Here is a 15,482-nt window from a genome sequence, read left to right on the forward strand (position 1 = left end):
TCATCAATCGGGAAGGCCCACGCCGGCGAGCGCGAGCGTGATCTCGAAGGACGCGCCCTGGCACGCCTGCGGGGCGTTGTAGACCATCTCCACGGCGTCCTTGACCACGAACGTCTGCGTGCCGCCGTCGGCCTCGACCCGTTCACTGATCGGCTTCTTGTTGGCCTTGAGTCGCACGTGTCCGGCCGCGCAACCGTCGGCGTGCGCCTCGTCGACGACGATCCGCGGGTCCGGCGCGAACGACTGCACCTCGATCGCGAACTCGTTGGGGTTCGTGACGCTGACCTCGATGTCCGCGGACCCACCCGGGAACAGGCTCCCGGTCGGCCGCGCCGTCGCCTGGAGCGCCGTCACCTCGGCCGCGGTCACGGTCGCGGTGCCGGTGCCGGTCACTGACCAGGCCGCCCACGCCACGCTGCCGATGCCGGCCACGATGACGGCCACCAGCGTGATGACGGCGGTGCGCTGGGACATGTTGCGCATGGAACGCTCCTACGTTTTGCCTTCGGCCGCGCGATCAGGCCGCGTTCTGGCCCGAGTAGAGGACGGTCACCCGGAAGTTGGCGCCCTGACATCCGCGTACGCCCTCGTCCATCCGCACCGCGTCTTCCAACGTGTAGGACTTGCGGCCCGGCTCAACCCGGACCGGCTGGTCCGGGAGCTCGACGCTGATCGCGTCACCGTCGCAGCGCTCCGCGTCGGTGCGCGCGAACGCCCTCGCCCTGTCGATAACGACGGGGAACGGGTTCGGGTTGTAGATCTCGACCCGCAGGTCCTTCTCCGCGCCCGGGTAGAGGCCGTCGACGTCGCGGGTCTCCACCTTGATCGGCTTGATCGAGGCTGCGGAGGCCTCGACGGTGGCCCGGCCCTCGAACTTCCACCACGCCCAAGCGGCACTCGACGCCCCGAGCGTGACGGCGGCGGCGAGCACGACGGTGACGGTCCGCTTGGTGACCCTGCGCATGGCGGGCGTTCCTTTCAATTGGGCGAATTGATGGCGCCGGCCCGGTGGAGGCGGTCCGGCGCCAACAACAACTGTGCCGGAGGTCCGACTTTCCACTCAACAAGCAACCGTCCCAGCTTCTCTGTGCACAAATAGAGCAACTAAATCCTGACGGCTTAACTCGTTAGAGTGGCCCCTTATGTCTGTTTCGTGGGGTTTCGTCAGTGTTTGCGGGTCGCCACCATGGCCTTGACCTGCGAAAACATGCCGCTAGCACATCGCGGGCCGTTCGCTCGTCGTCGCGACACGAACCGCTCTGACCTGCGGGTTCTCTCGGCGGCTCCGGTGGCCGCGCGCCATTCCATGACCATTCGAAAAGGATCAGAGTCGGTTTCCAAATGAATGGCGGCGAGCATTTATCGCGTTTTTCGGCCGTCACCTATTCGGGGTCATCCGGTCCGACCCATGGGACCACTTGTCGGCGAACAACCACGGACCGTGTTCTCTATGCCGACATTGACGCCACTTCAGGCAGAGTTCCCTACGTCGCCGCAACCGGCCGGAAAGACCCGGTTTGTCTGGTTGACCCCGCCATGTTTACGCCGGCCCGGAAACGCCGGCACGCTCTAGGAGACCTCCCTTGCAGAAGCGTTCGAAGCGCATCCTCGCCGCCACCCTCGCCGCCGCCGGCGTCCTCGCGGTTTCCGGTATCGCGTACGCGGTCTACAGCACCCAGAAGACCTCGAGCGCCGTCGCGGCCGAGTCGAATGCCATCGTCGAACTCGTCGTTACCGGAGTGCCCACCGACACGACGCTGTGGCCGAACCAGGCCACCGACGTCACCCTCACCGTCAAGAACTCCAACGACACCCAACTGAAGATCACGAAGGTCGAGCCGGTTGCGCTGACCGACGACGACATCACCAACATCGCGAACGCCAGTCGGGAGACCTGCCGCGGATTCCTGCAACTCACCGGCGCCAGCGGTCTCTCGGACGCCGTCCCGGCCGGTACCAGCGCAAGCCCGGCCGAGACGGATGTCATCCTGCCGGGCGCGATCAAGCTGTTGAACACGGCGACGAACGAGTGCCAGGCGATGAAGTTCAACACCAAGTGGAAGGTCTACGCGGAGACCAACTACTCCGAGTAGGCACTGCTGGGGTAGCGCGCCCCGCATCTCTTCGGAGGTGCGGGGCGTTTCCCGTTAGTTGACTGCCTTTATGTAGCGGTGGCAGGGGACTGGGATCGGGCCGTCGGCGGTGCTGGCCGGGTAGTCGAAGACGCCGTTGTCGGACCAGCCGTTGCGTTCGTAGAAGCGGCGGGCTCGGGCGTTGCCCGGCGCCACCGCCAGCCAGGCCTCGCGGTAGCCCTCGGCCGCGACCAGGCGTTCGGCCTCCGCGAGCAGGACACCCGCCACGCCGGAGCCGCGGTGGGCGGACGACACGTACACCTGCTCGACCTCTTCGTCGACGACCATGACGAAGCCGGCTACCGCGCCGTCGACCACAGCGACCGTCGTGTGTGCCAGGCCGTCGATCGTTCGGGACCGAAAGGACTCCGGGGTCCGGATCGCGACCAGCGCGTCGGGCACGTTGCCCAGGTGGCCGTCGGCCCAGCCGTGCCGCCAGATCTCGGCGACCGCTTCAGCGTCGGACTCCGCGGCCGGGCGCAGGGTGACCTTCGGCATGGCCCGAGGCTACGGAACTGTCGGACCCGGGCGCTACGGTCGGCCCATGTCGGACCCCGGCGACGTGCCACCCGAGATCCTCGACCGGCTGAGCCGCATCTGCCTGGCCCTGCCCGAGGCTTACGAAGAGGATGCCTGGGTCGGCGTCCGCTGGCGGATCCGCATGAAGACGATCGCCCACGTCCGCACCGTCGACCGGCCCACCGGCGCCACCGGCCCGCTCGTGGTGATGACCTTCCGCGCCCCCGACGACGAGGTCGGCGCGTTCGCCAACGGCGGCCGCGCCTATTTCCGCGCCGACTGGGGCCACAACGTCGTCGGGCTCCGGTTCAGCCGGCGCACCGACTGGGCCGAGGTGCGGGAGCTGCTGACGGAGAGCTACCGCATCCAGGCGCCGAAGAAGCTCGCCGCGCTGCTGCCCGACCCGGCCGGATAGGGCCGATTCGCTGCGCGCCCGACAACCGCCCGCGATGATCGGAGCATGGCAAAAGCGTGGATTCCGGTCATCGGCGGCCCGCAGGACGGCACCCAGATCGAGGTACCCATCGTCGACGGCCTGCCGCCGAGCCCCCTGACCCACGAATGGCGCTGGACCGGCCCCGACGGCGACGAGAAGGTCACCGAAACCTACGTGGCCGACGACGCCCCCGGCAGCGACCCACCCTGGCGCTACGTCCCCGGCCGCTGACACCGACCCAACCGCGGTCAGGCGTGCACTGACCCGACTCTTCACATTCCCGCACCAACCGGACCACCGCCAGCCGCTCGCCCGCACGCTTTGCTCACAGATACGCACCACCCCGCCCGACCTGCGGTGCGTATGTGGAAGCAGAGCAAAGCCTCCGCTGACCCGGGGGTCGCGGTCCGGGCGGCCGCGCCGATCCGCGCTGAGCCGGCCGGCGCCCGACCGGCCGCCACGGAAGTACGCTTAGGGGCATGTCCACGAGCGCGCCGATCTTCTACCTCAGTGTCATCAACGGCATCTCCATATTGATCATGGTCCTTTCGCTGGTGCTGATCGGTGTCGCGTTCGTGCACTGCCTCACCCAACGCACCGACGCGTTCCCCGCGATCGGCTCTCTGCCGAAGGGCGGCTGGCTGGCCATCCTGGGCATCTGCCTCCTGTTGTCCCTGCTGCCCTCGTTCGGCACGTTGAGCCTGTTCCGCCTGATCGGCATCGGCGCGGCGCTGGTCTACCTGCTCGACGTGCGGGTCGGCCTGAAAGACCTGACTGACGGCAAAGGCTTCTGGTGAGGGACTTCCGCTGGCCACCGCCGCCTGACGGTGGTCCGCGGACCTACGGACCCGGCCCGAGCGCACCGCGCAGCGGCCGACCCACGCTGCCCGAGCCCGAGACCGAGCTGATCGCCACGCCACACGGCGTGCGGCTGGAACGCCTGATCACCGGCACCGGCAGTCCCACCACCGTCTTCGCGCACGGCCTGGCCAGCGGCATCGCGGTCACCCGGCCGTTGGGCAGCGCCGTCGAAGGGCGCAAGGTCTACTTCCAGTTCCGCGGCCACGGCCGCTCCGACGCGCCGCCCGGGCCCTGGTCCTACGCCGACCTGGCCCGTGACCTGCGCGCCGTCGCCGACCTGTCCGGCGCGACCCGGGCGCTCGGCGTCAGCCTCGGCGCCGGTGCGCTGGCCCGGCTCGTCGCCGACAGTCCCGACCGGTTCGACCGCCTGGTCTTCTTCCTTCCCGCGGTGCTCGACCTGCCGCGGCCGGCCGCCGTCAAGGCACGGCTGACCGCCCTGGCCACCGCGGTCGCGGCCGGCGACGTCGCCTCGGTCGCCGACGCGATCTCCGTCGAGATCCCGCCCAACCTGCGCGGCACCCCGGCCGTCTGGTCCTACCTGCGGCAGCGGATCGACCAGCTCATGCGCGACGGCCTCGCGGCCGACCTGGGCTCGCTCAGCGAGCAGGTCGCGCTGCCGGACGTGGCGAAGCTGGGCACCGTCACCGCGCGGGCGCTGGTCATCGCCGTACCCGGTGACGATCTGCACCCGGTCGAGGTCGCCGAGCGCCTCGCGGCGGCGCTGCCGAACGCGACGCTGCACGTGTACGAGCGGCCCGGCGTGGTCTGGACCGACCGCGCGGACCTGCGTACCCGGATCTCCGACTTCCTCAACGCCCCGGAGTAGTCTGCCCGGTCATGGGCGTTTCCGAGCATGGCCGCACTCACCGTCTCGACCTGATCGACCCGACGCTGCGCGAGTGGGAGTGCACGGTCCTGCATTCCTCGCCCGAGGACGGCATCGTCCTGGACCGTTCGGCCTTCTACCCGGGCGGCGGCGGCCAGCCGCCGGACCACGGCACCCTGCTCTGGCAGGGCACGCAGACCCGGATCGTCGGCACCCGCAAGGGTGACGACCTCTACCTGCTCCCCGCCGAGGGCGACCCCCTGCCGCCGGTCGGCACCGCGGTCACCGGCGCCGTCGAGGACACCCGGCGCACGATGCTCATGCGCACCCACTCGGGCCTGCACGTGCTCTGCGGCGTGGTGTTCCGCGACTTCGGCGCCCTGGTCACCGGCGGCAACATGGAGCCCGGCGAGGCCCGGATGGACTTCAACCTCCCCGAGGTGCCGCCGGACTTCAAGGCCAAGCTCGAGGAGCTGGTCAACACCGAGGTCACCGCGGACCGGGCGGTCGCGGTGAAGGTGCTGCCGCGGGCCGAGGCGCTGGCGCTGCCCGACATCATCCGCACGCAGTCCAACCTGATCCCGGCCGACGAGCAGGAGATCAGAATCGTCGACATCGTGGGCCTCGACGTGCAGGCCGACGGTGGCACCCACGTGGCGTCGACGCGGGCGATCGGCCGGGTGCAGGTGGTCAAGGTCGAGAGCAAGGGCAAGGCCAACCGTCGGGTACGGGTCCGGATCGCCGACTGACCACGCGTACGCGAAAGGGGACCGACCAGTCCGGTCGGTCCCCTTTTCCGCGGTCTTTACTTCGAGATGTTCTTCTTCGGCGCAGCCGGGGTGGTCTTCTTCGCGGCGGTGGCCGGCTTGGGCTCCGCGGCGTTGGTCGGCTTCGGCTCGGCGGGGTTGAGGCTGCCGTGGCCGTTGCTCTCCGCCTTCGGGGGGATCGGCTTGCCGGTCTCCACCATGTCGGCCCGCACGGTGTCGGCGGCCTGCACGACGCCGGTGCCCACGACCTGCTCGCCGCGCGCGACGAGGTCGCCGTAGAACTTGATCGCCCGCTCCTGCAGGTCCTGCGCGGTGACGATGAACTGGCCGGCGTTGCGCATGGCCAGGTCACGCAGGCGGTCGACGTCGAGGTCCTCGCGGCGCATCTTGATCACGCGCTGGTTGGCCTGCCGGTAGGCCGCGGTGGCCCGCGTGCGCAGGTCGGTGGTCGTGGTGACCACCTGCGCCCGCCACTCCGCGCCGTTGTTGGCAGCCTTGTCGCCCAGGTCGTTGGCCATGGCCGGCAGCTTGAGCAGCTGACGGTAGGCCATCTCCCCGGCGCCGGCGGCCGCGTAGAGCGGAGCCGGAATGCGGGTCGTCTTCGGCTGGGACATCAGTTCTCCTCCTCGGCGGCCCTTGGTGCCGCCTTCTTCACGGCCTTCTTGGCCGTCTTCTTGACCACCGGCTTCGCGGTCTTCGCCGCCGGTGTTGGGGTGGCTTCTTCGTCGCCGGGCCAGCCGGTCGGTGCCTGCGTGCTGGGCCCGCTGGCGGCTCGACCGGCCGCAGCCGCGGCGGCGTCGGCGGCGCGCGCGGCCTGGGCGGCCGCCTCGCTCGCGGCCTCGGCCTGCTTGGCCGACTCCGCCTCCGCCTCGGCGTGCCGCGCGTTCTCGCGGCGGAACGTCTCGTAGATCTGGCTGAGCGACTGCTTCTGGGCGATCGTCAGGTCGGAGTCGGCGGCGATGGCGGTCAACACGCCGTAGCCTTCCTTCTCCTCGAGCAGGCCGGCGCGCAGGTACATCACCGGGGTGGAGACCCGCAACGCGCTGGCCAGCTGCTGGAGCACCTCGGCGCTGGGCTTGCGCAGCCCGCGCTCGACCTGGCTCAGGTACGGGTTGCTGACGCCCGCCTGCTCGGCGAGCTGGCGGAGCGAGATCTGCGCGTTGCGCCGCAGATCGCGGATGAATCCCCCCACGTCGCGGGGCAGGTCTTTCGAGGGCATGCCACCGACGTTAGCCCCGCTTGCTAGCTCCTGCAAGCGAAACGCTAACCTCAGTTAGCAATGTGACCGCGCTCACCAGAGGCTGCGCAGCTCCCCGACCCGGTCACCGCCGCCCAGAACGGGCACGTCAGCGGCCCGCTCCAGGGCGTCGCCGGTCACGCCGATCCGGCGCAGGGCGCTGACCAGCACCGGCCGGTTGCCGCGGTGGGCGCCGTCGTCCATCTTGATCGCGACCGCGCCGGCGCCCGGGACCGCGACGGCCATGACGCCTTCGGCGCCGGCTTTCACCAGCATTCCGGGTACGGCGGCCATCAGCTGCTGCTCGACCGTCCCGCGCCCGGAGACCAGCTCCGGGTGGGCCCGCATCGCGTCACCGACAGCTCGCATAGCTGTTGGGAACGGTCCGTTCCAATCGGATTCCGATTGGAACGGACCGTTCCCAACGTCGACCAGGCGGCCGAACGCCCGGGCCAGGCCGGTCAGCGACAGGCCGAGCAGCGGAGCGCCGCACCCGTCGACGGCGGTCGCGACGATCTCCTCGCCGGCGACGTCGGCCACCGCGGCGGCGATCGCCTGCTGCAGCGGGTGCTCGGGCCGCAGGTAGCCCTCGGTCGGCCAGCCCGCCGCGACGCAGGTCAGCAGCATGCCGGTGTGCTTGCCGGAGCAGTTCATCTGGATCGGGGTCGGCCCGCCGCCGGCCCGGATCACGTCGGCCGCCGCCTCCGGGTCGATCGGCATGTCGGGCGGGCAGCGCAGGGCGGACTCGTCGAGCCCCGCGGACCGCAGCATCGCCGCGACCCGGGTGACGTGGATGTCCTGACCCCAGTGGCTGGCGCAGACCAGCGCGAGGTCGGCCGGGTCGGTGAGCCGGAGCCCCGCGCGCAGCATGCCGACCGCCTGCATGGGCTTGTTGGACGAGCGCGGGAACATCGGCGACTCGACGTCACCGGCGGCGGCGACGAGGGTGCCGGCCGCGTCGAGCACCACCGCGGAACCGTGGTGGTAACCCTCCGGGAAGCCGGACCGGATCACCTCGGAGAGGCGTACGCCGCCTTCGTAGAACTTGCCCATGGCTGCGACCGTACCTCTGGTGATCAGGCGTTGTTCTTGAGACCGAGCAGGTCACGCGCGTCGGCCGGGGTCATCGGCGGACGCTGGGCGAGCTGCGCGAAGCCGACCGCGCGGGCGACGAGCTGCATGTTGGACTCGACCGGGCGGCCCTTGGCGTACGTGACGGTGTCCTCCATGCCGACCCGCAGGTGACCGCCGGCCGACAGCGACGCGAGCATCACGGGGATCGTGGTGCGGCCGATGCCGGTGGCCGAGAACGTCGTGCCCGCGGGCAGGTTGCGCAGCTCGTTGACGCAGGAGACCAGCGCGGCGGTGGTGCCCGGCATCCCGCCCGGCACGCCCATCACGAAGTCGACGTGCACGTGCCCGCCGGCCGGCAGCCCGTGCTTGTCGAGCAACCGCTCCAGCGCGGCGAGGTGACCGAGGTCGAAGATCTCATACTCGGGGACGATGCCCCGCTCCTGCATCCGCGTGTGCAGGTCGACGATGAACTCCCAGCGGTTGAGGAAGACGTCGTCGCCGAAGTTGACCGTGCCCATCGTGCAGGAGGCCATGTCCGGCGCGGCGTCGAGCACGCGCAGCCGGTCGGCCTCGGGGTCGGTGACCGCGCCCCCGCTGGAGAGCTGCACGACCAGATCCGTCGACTCCCGCAGCGCGGCCACGGTGTCGCGGAGCCGGCCCAGGTCGAGCGTCGGCTTGGCCTGCCCGTCGCGGATGTGCACGTGGATCACCGAGGCGCCCAGCGCGGCACACTCCTTGGCGGTGACCACCAGCTCGTCGAGAGTCACCGGCAGAGCCGGCACGTCCGCCTTGGCCGACTCGGCCCCGGTCGGCGCCACCGTGATCAACGTCGTTGTTGTCATGGCGCGATCCTAGGCCGGGCCTGTCCTGCCGGTCAGGGCGAGCCGAGACGGAGTCCAGGCGTCGTCTGGTGGTGGCCCGGAATTGTCCGGATACCGGTGTCGTATCCGGGCGATTCCGGGACGCCGCCAGGCGGCGCCTGGGCCCGTCGCAGGCCGCGCTGACCGGCAGGACAGGCCCGTCCCCTTACGGGTGGTCGATCGCGGCGGTCGAATCGCCGACGCGGAGGGTCGCGTCGTCCGCGACGTTGCGCTTGAGGACTGCGAGGGCGACCGCGCCCAGCTCGTGGTGGCGGACGGCGGTGCCGACGAAGCCGACGGTGCGGCCGTCGAGGGTGACCTCGGTGCCGCGCGCCGGTGGCTGGTCGGTGGTCACCCCGTCGAGGTGGAGCAGCACCAGGCGGCGGGGCGGCTTGCCGAGGTGGTGCACCCGGGCGACCGTCTCCTGGCCCCGGTAGCAACCCTTGTCGAGGTGCACGGCCGGGCCGACCAGGTCGATCTCGGCCGGGATCGTGCGGTGGTCGGTCTCCCAGCCGAGGCGCGGGACGTGTGCGGCGACCCGGGTCGCCTCGTAGGCCCAGAGCCCGGCCGGTGCGACGCCGGCGTCCAGGACCTTGCGCGTGACGGCGGCGAACTGGTCGCGGGGCACGAGGACGTCGACGCCGAGCGCGGTGCGACGGGCCCAGCCACCACCGGGCAGCGTCCGCACGTCGTAGAGCGTGGTCGGGCGGTCCGGTGCGTCGCCCTTGGTGAACTTGGCGCCCGGCACGGGCACCGCGTCGGGGGCGCGCAGGTCGGCCAGGCTCGGGTCGAGCGTGGCGGCGGCCTCGACCGCGCGGGGGCCGACGAGCGAGAACAGCGCATATTCGGCGCTGGCGTCGCGCGGGTCGACCTTGGTGAAGAACCGCATCATCTCCAGGTATTTCAGGAGACCCGCGGTCGCGCCCGGCTCGGTGTCGAGCCAGGTGGTGTCGCCGTCCTCGGCGACCATCGCGTGCTGCTCCACGTGCCCGTGCGGCGAGAGCACGAGCAGCTCGCTGCCCTCCCCGGCGCGCAGGTGGTCGAGGTGCTGGGTGGTCAGGGTGTGCAGCCAGGAGGCCCGCTCCTCGCCGGGCACGGCGATCACGCCGCGGTTGGACCGGTCGACCAGCCCGACGTCGCCGGCCAGCAGCCGCTGCTCGCGGGTCGGATCGCCGTAGTGCGCCGCGACACCGTGGTCCGGACTCTCCTCGTCGATCGCCTCGACGGCGACCGCACCGGGTGCGTCGATCATGCCTGGTCCTGCCCTTCACATCCGCCGCAGTCGCCGAAAAGCGCCACGTGCCCGACGTCGACCCGGAACCCGCGCTCCGCGGCCAACTGGTCCACCAGCGGCTGGAGCACCGCCGGGTCCACCTCGGTGACCTCGCCACACGACCGGCACACCAGATGCACGTGCTGGTGGCTGCCAGCGGCGTGGTACGTCGGTGACCCGTGCGAGAGGTGCGTATGGGTAACCAGCCCGAGGTCCTCGAGCAGTTCCAAGGTGCGGTAGATGGTGGTGATGTTCACACCGGCGGCGGTCTCGCGCACCGCGTTGTGCACCTGCTCGGGCGTCGCGTGGCCGAGCTCGTAGACAGCCTCGAGAACGAGCTGTCGCTGCGCGGTCAGCCGCAGGCCGCGCGACCGCAGAACTTCGGCGAGCGAGGAATCCGACACCTTCGAATGATAGTGCGGTGGCTCAGGTCCTATCCGACGGCTCAGTGCGAGCCGAGACGGAGTCCAGGCGTCGGCTGGTGGTGGCCCGGGATTGCCCGGATACAACACCGGTATCCGCGCAATCCCGGGACGCCGCCAGGCGGCGGCTGGGCCCGTCGCAGGCCGCGCTGAGCCGTCGGATAGGACCTACGTCGCCTTGTCCCAGCGGCTGGCGAACTCGCCGACGTACGGCGGGGGGCCCGGTAACGCTGTCGCGCCGGGCAGGAGTAGGCCGGCCAGCAGCAGGTCGAGGTAGCGGTGGCGGAGTTGGCCGCGGCGTTCGTCGTCGCCGAAGCGGACGGCCGCGATCATCTCGAAGACCTGGCCCAGGTCGGCGACCACCAGGTCGGGCCGGACCACCTTGGCCTCGTGCAGCCGCTCGACCAGGTGCGCGTTGAGCTCTCCGGCCCGGATCGCGCTGAGCCGGTGGTCTTCGGTGGGCTGGAACGTGCCCGCCAGCTTCTGGGTCAGCGAGTGGGTGTCGGCGTCGACGATGCGCCGCATGAAAGTCGCGAACGTCTCCGCCGGGTCGGCTCCGGCGTCGAGGGCGGCGTTCGCCTCCTCCGCGATCCCGACGTAGACCAGCAGGCCGTCGAGGCAGAGCTTGGCGAGCAGCTCCTCCTTGCTCGGGTAGCGCCGGTAGAGCGCGCTGATGCCGACGCCGGCCTTGTGCGCCACGGCGGCGATCGGCGCGGCCGGGTCGGCGACGAAGACCTCACGGGCGGCGTCGAGGATCACCTCGTCGTTGCGGGCGGCCTGAGCCCGGCGGCCGCTGAGCGGGACTGTCGTCATGGTCACGAGCCTAGCACGCTGCGGAACGGATAGTTCTGTTCTGGAAATCTTGGCCGAAGCTCTGGAACGGATCGTTCCGCTCTGCTATGTTGATTACGGAACAGTTCATTCCGATCCGCTTCGGAGGTTGCCGTGAGCACCGACGTCCTCGAACCCACTGTCACCGCCACCCCGGCTGTCAATGCCGCCCCGGCGCAGCGCATCGCCGAAGCACCCCCGGCCCGGGCCGGCCACCCACGACGCTGGCTCGGCCTCTTCGCGATCCTCGCCGCGACGATCATGAACCTGCTGGACACGACGGTGGTCAACGTCGGCGCGCCGGCGATCCAGGCGTCGCTGGGCGGCAGCTACACGAGCCTGCAGTGGATCGCGGCGTCGTACACCTTGGCCTTGGCGGTCGGTCTGCTCACCGGCGGACGGCTAGGCGACATGTTCGGGCGCCGGCGGGTGCTGCTGGTCGGGGTTGTCGGCTTCGTCGCCGCCTCGCTGGCGTGCGCCGTGGCGTGGTCGCCGGAGAGCCTGATCGCCGCCCGCGTGGTGCAGGGCCTGTTCGCGGCCGTCATGATCCCGCAGAGCTTCGGCCTGCTGCGGGACCTGTTCCCGCCGCACGAGATCGGCAAGGCGTTCGGCGCGTTCGGCCCGATCATCGGCTTCTCCACGATCCTCGGCCCGGTCGTGGCCGGCGCCCTGATCGACGCGGACCTGTTCGGCACGGGGTGGCGGATGGTGTTCGCCATCAACCTGCCGCTGGGCATCTTCGCGCTGCTGGCCGGCCGGGCCGCGCTGCCGAAGGCGACGACGCCGCGCAACCGCACCCGCCTGGACGTGACCGGCGCGGTCACCGCCGCGATCGGCATGGTGCTGCTGGTGTACCCGCTGGTCCAGGGCCGCGAGCAGGGCTGGCCGCTGTGGATGTTCGCGATGATCGCCGCGTCGGTGCCGGTGTTCGCCGCCTTCGCGCTCCGGCAGCACCGCCGGGCCGGCTCGGGCCGCCACCCGCTGGTGGAGCTGAGTGTCTTCACGCGCCGCTCGTACACCTCGGGCGTGCTCTTCGTGATCGTGTTCTTCGGGGCGATCGCCGGCTTCTCGCTCGCGGTGGGGATGTTCCTGCAGCTGGTGCTCGGCTACAGCCCGATGCGGGCCAGCCTGACGATGTCGGCGTGGGCGGTGGGCGCGTTCGTCGGCTCAGGCTTCGGCAGCACGATGCGCAACCGCCTCGGCCGCCGCATCCTCCACATCGGACTGGCCCTGATGCTGGTCGGCATGGCCGCCCTGTACCCGGTCTTCCAGATCGCCGGCGTCGGCACGGCTGAACTGCTGGCACCCCTGCTGGTGTACGGCATCGGGATGGGCATGATCTTCGTGCCGCTGTTCGACATCATCATGGGCGAGGTCCGCGACCACGAGGTCGGCTCGGCGTCCGGAATGCTGGAGTCGCTGCAGCAGTTGGGCGCGGCGTTGGGCGTGGCGGTCCTGGGCACGGTCTTCTTCAGCCACCTGGACGTGGGCGTCGAGCGGGTCACGCTGATCACGCTGGGACTGACCGCGGTGACGTTCGCGCTGGGCTTCCTGCTCCCCCGCAAGGCCCGCGCCTGACCATTCGCCAGCCCCTCCGCGCCCTCTCCGTCTTGGGGAGGGCGCGGTGCTTTTTGTCCGGTTCCTTGCTCTGCTTACAGATACGCACCGCAGGTCAAGCGGGGTGGTGCGTATCTGTAAGCAGAGCAAGGCCGGTCAGCCGATCTCCGCGGAAACGGTGCGGATTCAGCGCTGGAACGTGAAGAGGCGGCGGCCCGTGACGAGGTCGCGCGGCGGGCCGATGAAGCGGTGCGCGCCCACCCCGAAACCCGCCTCCTTGGGCGAGACCGACAGCGGCTCGAAGCCCGCCGCGGTGAACCAGTCCAGGATCGACGGCACCAGGTCGGGCTCCCTGCGGTGGCGGGTCCAGATGACGACGCCGCCGGGTGTCACGAACTCCGGGGCCGCGGCGACCGTGGCCGCCACGTCCGTGTCCGTCAGGTTGCCGAAGACCCCGCAGAAGAGCGCGATCTGGGCCGGGACCGCGCCGGCGTACGCGTCGGTGAAGGCCGCATCGCCCTCGCGCACCTCGATCCGTGACGGGAGTGCCGCCGCGTTCGCGCGGGCCCGCTCGGCGAGCGTGGGGTCCAACTCGACCAGCCGGGCCGAGACGTCGGCCGCGCGCGGGTGGTCGGCGAGCACGCCCAGCAGGTCGCGCCCGTCGCCCGCGCACATGCTCACGGCCCGGATCGGTCCGGCGGGTGCGGTGTCCAGCGCCAGCCGGATCTGGTCCCGCACGGCGCTCAGCCGGCGGGAGAGCGGCGAGTCCGGGTCCGCGTAGGCGCCGTGCCAGTCGACCCAGTCGCGGCCCATCAGTAGACCAGCGCCTGCGCCCCGTCGGCCAGGGCCTCCTCGACGAAGGCGGCCGCGCCGGCGATGCGTACACCTGGGATGACGTCCGCCTCGGTGATCTCCCGCCGGGCGGCGCACTGGGTGCAGAGCGTCACCTTGCCAGCCGCCAGCACCGCCGCGAGCAGGTCCTGCAGCGGCGCCGAGTGGGGCAGGTCGAAGGTCTCCGCGCGGCCGGGGAGCGCGAACCAGGACGATTCTCCGGTCAGCCACAATGAGACGTCGGCCCCGGCGGCAACTGCCGTCGCGGCGACGGTGAAGGCCTGGGCACACCGCTCCGGCGCGTCCGCCCCGGCGGTGACCTTGACGATCAACGTACGAGCCATCGGCTCAGCATAGGATCGACCACGTGGTGACCGAGATCGGGTTCGTGAGCCTGCTCGTGGCAGGCTTCGGCGCGCTGGCCGGTGGTCTGGTCTATCTGGCAGCACGCGTAGCAAGGGGCAGATGGTGACCGACGAGAACCCGATCGCACCCCCGCCGTGGCTCAACGCCCCGCCGGTGGAGCCGTATCCGTTCGTGGAGACGTACGACCTGCGCGAGGGCCCGGATCTGCATCCCGCGCTGCAGCCCCTGCTGCCCTACATCGGCCTGTGGCGCGGTCGGGGCCGCGGCGGTTTCCCGACGATCGAGGACTTCGACTACGGGCAGGAAATCAAGATCACGCATGACGGCCGCCCCTTCCTGTACTACGAGTCCCGCGCCTGGGTGATCAACGAGGAGAACCTCCCGGTCAAGCCGGCGGGCCGCGAGTCCGGCTGGTGGCGGCCGGTGATCGTCGACGGCCGCGCGACCGGCGAGCTCGAGGTGCTGATCACCACGCCCACCGGCATCATGGAGATGCACATCGGCAAGATCGACGGTACGCGCGTCGAGATGGCGACGGACCTGGTGCTGCGGGCGCCGACGGCGAAAGAGGTCACCGCCGGCCACCGCCTCTACGGCATCGTCGAGGGCGCCCTGCTCTACGCGCAGGACATGGCCGCCGTCGACCAGCCGATGTCACCCCACCTGTCGGCCCGCCTGATCCGCGTCGGGGGCTGACGCCGCCGGCGGGCGGTGCGGCTACCCGGCGGTCTGGTCGGCGGTCGGGAGTGGATACGGCTCGGCGGCCGCCGTGATCGTGTGTGGCGGATCGGTTGTTGCGAGCGCTGCGGAGATGATCCGGTGCAGCCGGTCTGTCCGACACCCCGTCGGGCCCACCGATCCGGCGCACACGATCATGACGGGCCCCGACGTGCTGCTGACTGGCTACACACGATCAACGCCAGGGCGCGCCCGGCCCAGCCGGGCGCCCGGCCCAGCGGGGCGCCCAACCCAGCGAGGCGCCCAACCCAGCGAGGCGCCCAACCCAGCGAGGCGCCCAACCCAGCGAGGCGCCCAGCCCAGCAGGTGCCCGGCCCAGGTGGGCGCCCGGCCGACGCAAATCATCAGAGTCGGCGCCCGCCCGAACCGCACCCGACCTGCCGCGCACGGTCGCCGTCGACCGACGCCGCAGCCATGGTTGAACGCCGACGACGAGCGGCTCCCACTGCGGCGGGGTCGGCCGGGTCAGGGCGGCCGGCAAAACGCAGCGAATCGCCCGCCGAGTCGGGACCGCCTGACTCCCGAGCCACTGCGAGGCTCGTGGTCGTTGGCGCAGAACACCGCCGTCACGCGAGGGTCGCCGACGAGTCGCAGGCCGGGCGTCGGCTACCAGAAAGGTCCGCGACGCGCGGTCGCACGCGTCGCGGACCCAATCGAGAGAGGACGGACGGATCAGCCGAAGCGGCCGGTGATGTAGTCCTCGGTCTTCTTCTGGCTCGGGTTGCTGAAGATCTTCTGGGTGGAGTCGTATT

At 70.9% G+C, this 15,482-nt stretch carries 21 protein-coding genes; 9 read left to right on the forward strand and 12 right to left on the reverse strand.

Going from position 1 to position 15,482, the window contains the following annotated elements; translation table 11 throughout:
- Nucleotides 1-3 precede the first annotated feature (3 nt).
- Nucleotides 4-483 (reverse strand): hypothetical protein, encoded by a 480-nt coding sequence (locus tag Air01nite_RS16980; protein ID WP_203703393.1) that lies wholly within the window; start codon nucleotides 481-483, stop codon nucleotides 4-6.
- 34 nt (nucleotides 484-517) lie between these two features.
- Complete coding sequence (locus Air01nite_RS16985; RefSeq protein WP_203703394.1) at nucleotides 518-964, reverse strand: hypothetical protein; 447 nt, start codon at nucleotides 962-964, stop codon at nucleotides 518-520.
- Between the two features lie 619 nt (nucleotides 965-1,583).
- Between Air01nite_RS16985 and Air01nite_RS16990 the strand changes: the two genes are divergently transcribed.
- Entirely contained in the window at nucleotides 1,584-2,093 is a 510-nt protein-coding gene (locus Air01nite_RS16990) for a hypothetical protein (protein WP_203703395.1), read from the forward strand.
- Nucleotides 2,094-2,147: 54 nt separating this feature from the next.
- Here Air01nite_RS16990 and Air01nite_RS16995 read toward each other — a convergent pair whose 3' ends face one another.
- Entirely contained in the window at nucleotides 2,148-2,630 is a 483-nt protein-coding gene (locus Air01nite_RS16995; RefSeq protein ID WP_203703396.1) for a GNAT family N-acetyltransferase, read from the reverse strand.
- Between the two features lie 46 nt (nucleotides 2,631-2,676).
- Here Air01nite_RS16995 and Air01nite_RS17000 point away from each other — a divergent pair, with 46 nt between their 5' ends.
- The 5 genes from Air01nite_RS17000 to Air01nite_RS17020 all read left to right on the forward strand — a co-directional run bounded on the left by Air01nite_RS17000 (nucleotide 2,677) and on the right by Air01nite_RS17020 (nucleotide 5,523).
- Nucleotides 2,677-3,066, forward strand: coding sequence for an MmcQ/YjbR family DNA-binding protein (locus tag Air01nite_RS17000; RefSeq protein ID WP_203703398.1), 390 nt, complete (start codon nucleotides 2,677-2,679; stop codon nucleotides 3,064-3,066).
- Between the two features lie 45 nt (nucleotides 3,067-3,111).
- Nucleotides 3,112-3,318 (forward strand): hypothetical protein, encoded by a 207-nt coding sequence (locus Air01nite_RS17005; RefSeq protein WP_203703399.1) that lies wholly within the window; start codon nucleotides 3,112-3,114, stop codon nucleotides 3,316-3,318.
- 248 nt (nucleotides 3,319-3,566) lie between these two features.
- Nucleotides 3,567-3,884: a DUF2516 family protein gene (locus tag Air01nite_RS17010; protein ID WP_203703401.1), complete on the forward strand. Its 318-nt coding sequence runs from the start codon at nucleotides 3,567-3,569 to the stop codon at nucleotides 3,882-3,884.
- Entirely contained in the window at nucleotides 3,881-4,774 is an 894-nt protein-coding gene (locus tag Air01nite_RS17015) for an alpha/beta fold hydrolase (RefSeq protein WP_203703402.1), read from the forward strand. The genes Air01nite_RS17010 and Air01nite_RS17015 overlap by 4 nt, the downstream gene beginning before the upstream one ends.
- Before the next feature lie 11 nt (nucleotides 4,775-4,785).
- Entirely contained in the window at nucleotides 4,786-5,523 is a 738-nt protein-coding gene (locus Air01nite_RS17020; RefSeq protein ID WP_203703403.1) for an alanyl-tRNA editing protein, read from the forward strand.
- A gap of 56 nt (nucleotides 5,524-5,579) precedes the next feature.
- On the opposite strand, the gene Air01nite_RS17025 is transcribed toward Air01nite_RS17020, so the two are convergent.
- The 7 genes from Air01nite_RS17025 to Air01nite_RS17055 form a co-directional block, all read right to left on the reverse strand.
- Nucleotides 5,580-6,155 (reverse strand): hypothetical protein, encoded by a 576-nt coding sequence (locus Air01nite_RS17025; protein ID WP_203703405.1) that lies wholly within the window; start codon nucleotides 6,153-6,155, stop codon nucleotides 5,580-5,582.
- Complete coding sequence (locus Air01nite_RS17030; RefSeq protein WP_203703406.1) at nucleotides 6,155-6,760, reverse strand: helix-turn-helix domain-containing protein; 606 nt, start codon at nucleotides 6,758-6,760, stop codon at nucleotides 6,155-6,157. Before Air01nite_RS17030 ends, Air01nite_RS17025 begins: the two co-directional genes overlap by 1 nt.
- Nucleotides 6,761-6,832: 72 nt before the next feature.
- A complete protein-coding gene (locus tag Air01nite_RS17035; protein WP_203703408.1) occupies nucleotides 6,833-7,831 on the reverse strand; it encodes an asparaginase in 999 nt (332 codons plus the stop codon).
- Nucleotides 7,832-7,854: 23 nt separating this feature from the next.
- Entirely contained in the window at nucleotides 7,855-8,694 is an 840-nt protein-coding gene (locus tag Air01nite_RS17040) for a beta-keto acid cleavage family enzyme (protein ID WP_203703410.1), read from the reverse strand.
- 184 nt (nucleotides 8,695-8,878) lie between these two features.
- Nucleotides 8,879-9,964 (reverse strand): CAF17-like 4Fe-4S cluster assembly/insertion protein YgfZ, encoded by a 1,086-nt coding sequence (gene ygfZ, locus Air01nite_RS17045; RefSeq protein WP_203703412.1) that lies wholly within the window; start codon nucleotides 9,962-9,964, stop codon nucleotides 8,879-8,881.
- Nucleotides 9,961-10,389, reverse strand: coding sequence for a Fur family transcriptional regulator (locus tag Air01nite_RS17050; protein ID WP_203703414.1), 429 nt, complete (start codon nucleotides 10,387-10,389; stop codon nucleotides 9,961-9,963). Before Air01nite_RS17050 ends, ygfZ begins: the two co-directional genes overlap by 4 nt.
- 186 nt (nucleotides 10,390-10,575) lie before the next feature.
- Nucleotides 10,576-11,220 carry a TetR/AcrR family transcriptional regulator gene (locus Air01nite_RS17055; protein ID WP_203703415.1) on the reverse strand — a complete coding sequence of 215 codons (645 nt, stop codon included), beginning with the start codon at nucleotides 11,218-11,220 and terminating at the stop codon, nucleotides 10,576-10,578.
- A gap of 132 nt (nucleotides 11,221-11,352) precedes the next feature.
- On the opposite strand from Air01nite_RS17055, the gene Air01nite_RS17060 reads away from it, so the two are divergent.
- Nucleotides 11,353-12,816: an MFS transporter gene (locus tag Air01nite_RS17060; RefSeq protein WP_239090758.1), complete on the forward strand. Its 1,464-nt coding sequence runs from the start codon at nucleotides 11,353-11,355 to the stop codon at nucleotides 12,814-12,816.
- A 165-nt stretch (nucleotides 12,817-12,981) separates the two neighbouring features.
- Here Air01nite_RS17060 and Air01nite_RS17065 read toward each other — a convergent pair whose 3' ends face one another.
- Nucleotides 12,982-13,608 carry an SAM-dependent methyltransferase gene (locus Air01nite_RS17065; protein WP_203703416.1) on the reverse strand — a complete coding sequence of 209 codons (627 nt, stop codon included), beginning with the start codon at nucleotides 13,606-13,608 and terminating at the stop codon, nucleotides 12,982-12,984.
- The gene (locus Air01nite_RS17070) at nucleotides 13,608-13,970 is read right to left on the reverse strand and encodes a DsrE family protein (protein WP_203703417.1); all 363 of its coding nucleotides are present in this window, start codon (nucleotides 13,968-13,970) and stop codon (nucleotides 13,608-13,610) included. Before Air01nite_RS17070 ends, Air01nite_RS17065 begins: the two co-directional genes overlap by 1 nt.
- A gap of 23 nt (nucleotides 13,971-13,993) precedes the next feature.
- Here Air01nite_RS17070 and mtfM point away from each other — a divergent pair, with 23 nt between their 5' ends.
- On the forward strand, nucleotides 13,994-14,098 hold the full coding sequence (gene mtfM, locus Air01nite_RS41590) for a small membrane protein MtfM (protein WP_275408206.1): 105 nt from the start codon (nucleotides 13,994-13,996) through the stop codon (nucleotides 14,096-14,098).
- Entirely contained in the window at nucleotides 14,095-14,688 is a 594-nt protein-coding gene (locus Air01nite_RS17075) for a heme-binding beta-barrel domain-containing protein (RefSeq protein ID WP_203703440.1), read from the forward strand. The genes mtfM and Air01nite_RS17075 overlap by 4 nt, the downstream gene beginning before the upstream one ends.
- Nucleotides 14,689-15,482: the final 794 nt, after the last annotated feature.

Source organism: Asanoa iriomotensis, assembly GCF_016862515.1.
Lineage (GTDB): Bacteria > Actinomycetota > Actinomycetes > Mycobacteriales > Micromonosporaceae > Asanoa > Asanoa iriomotensis.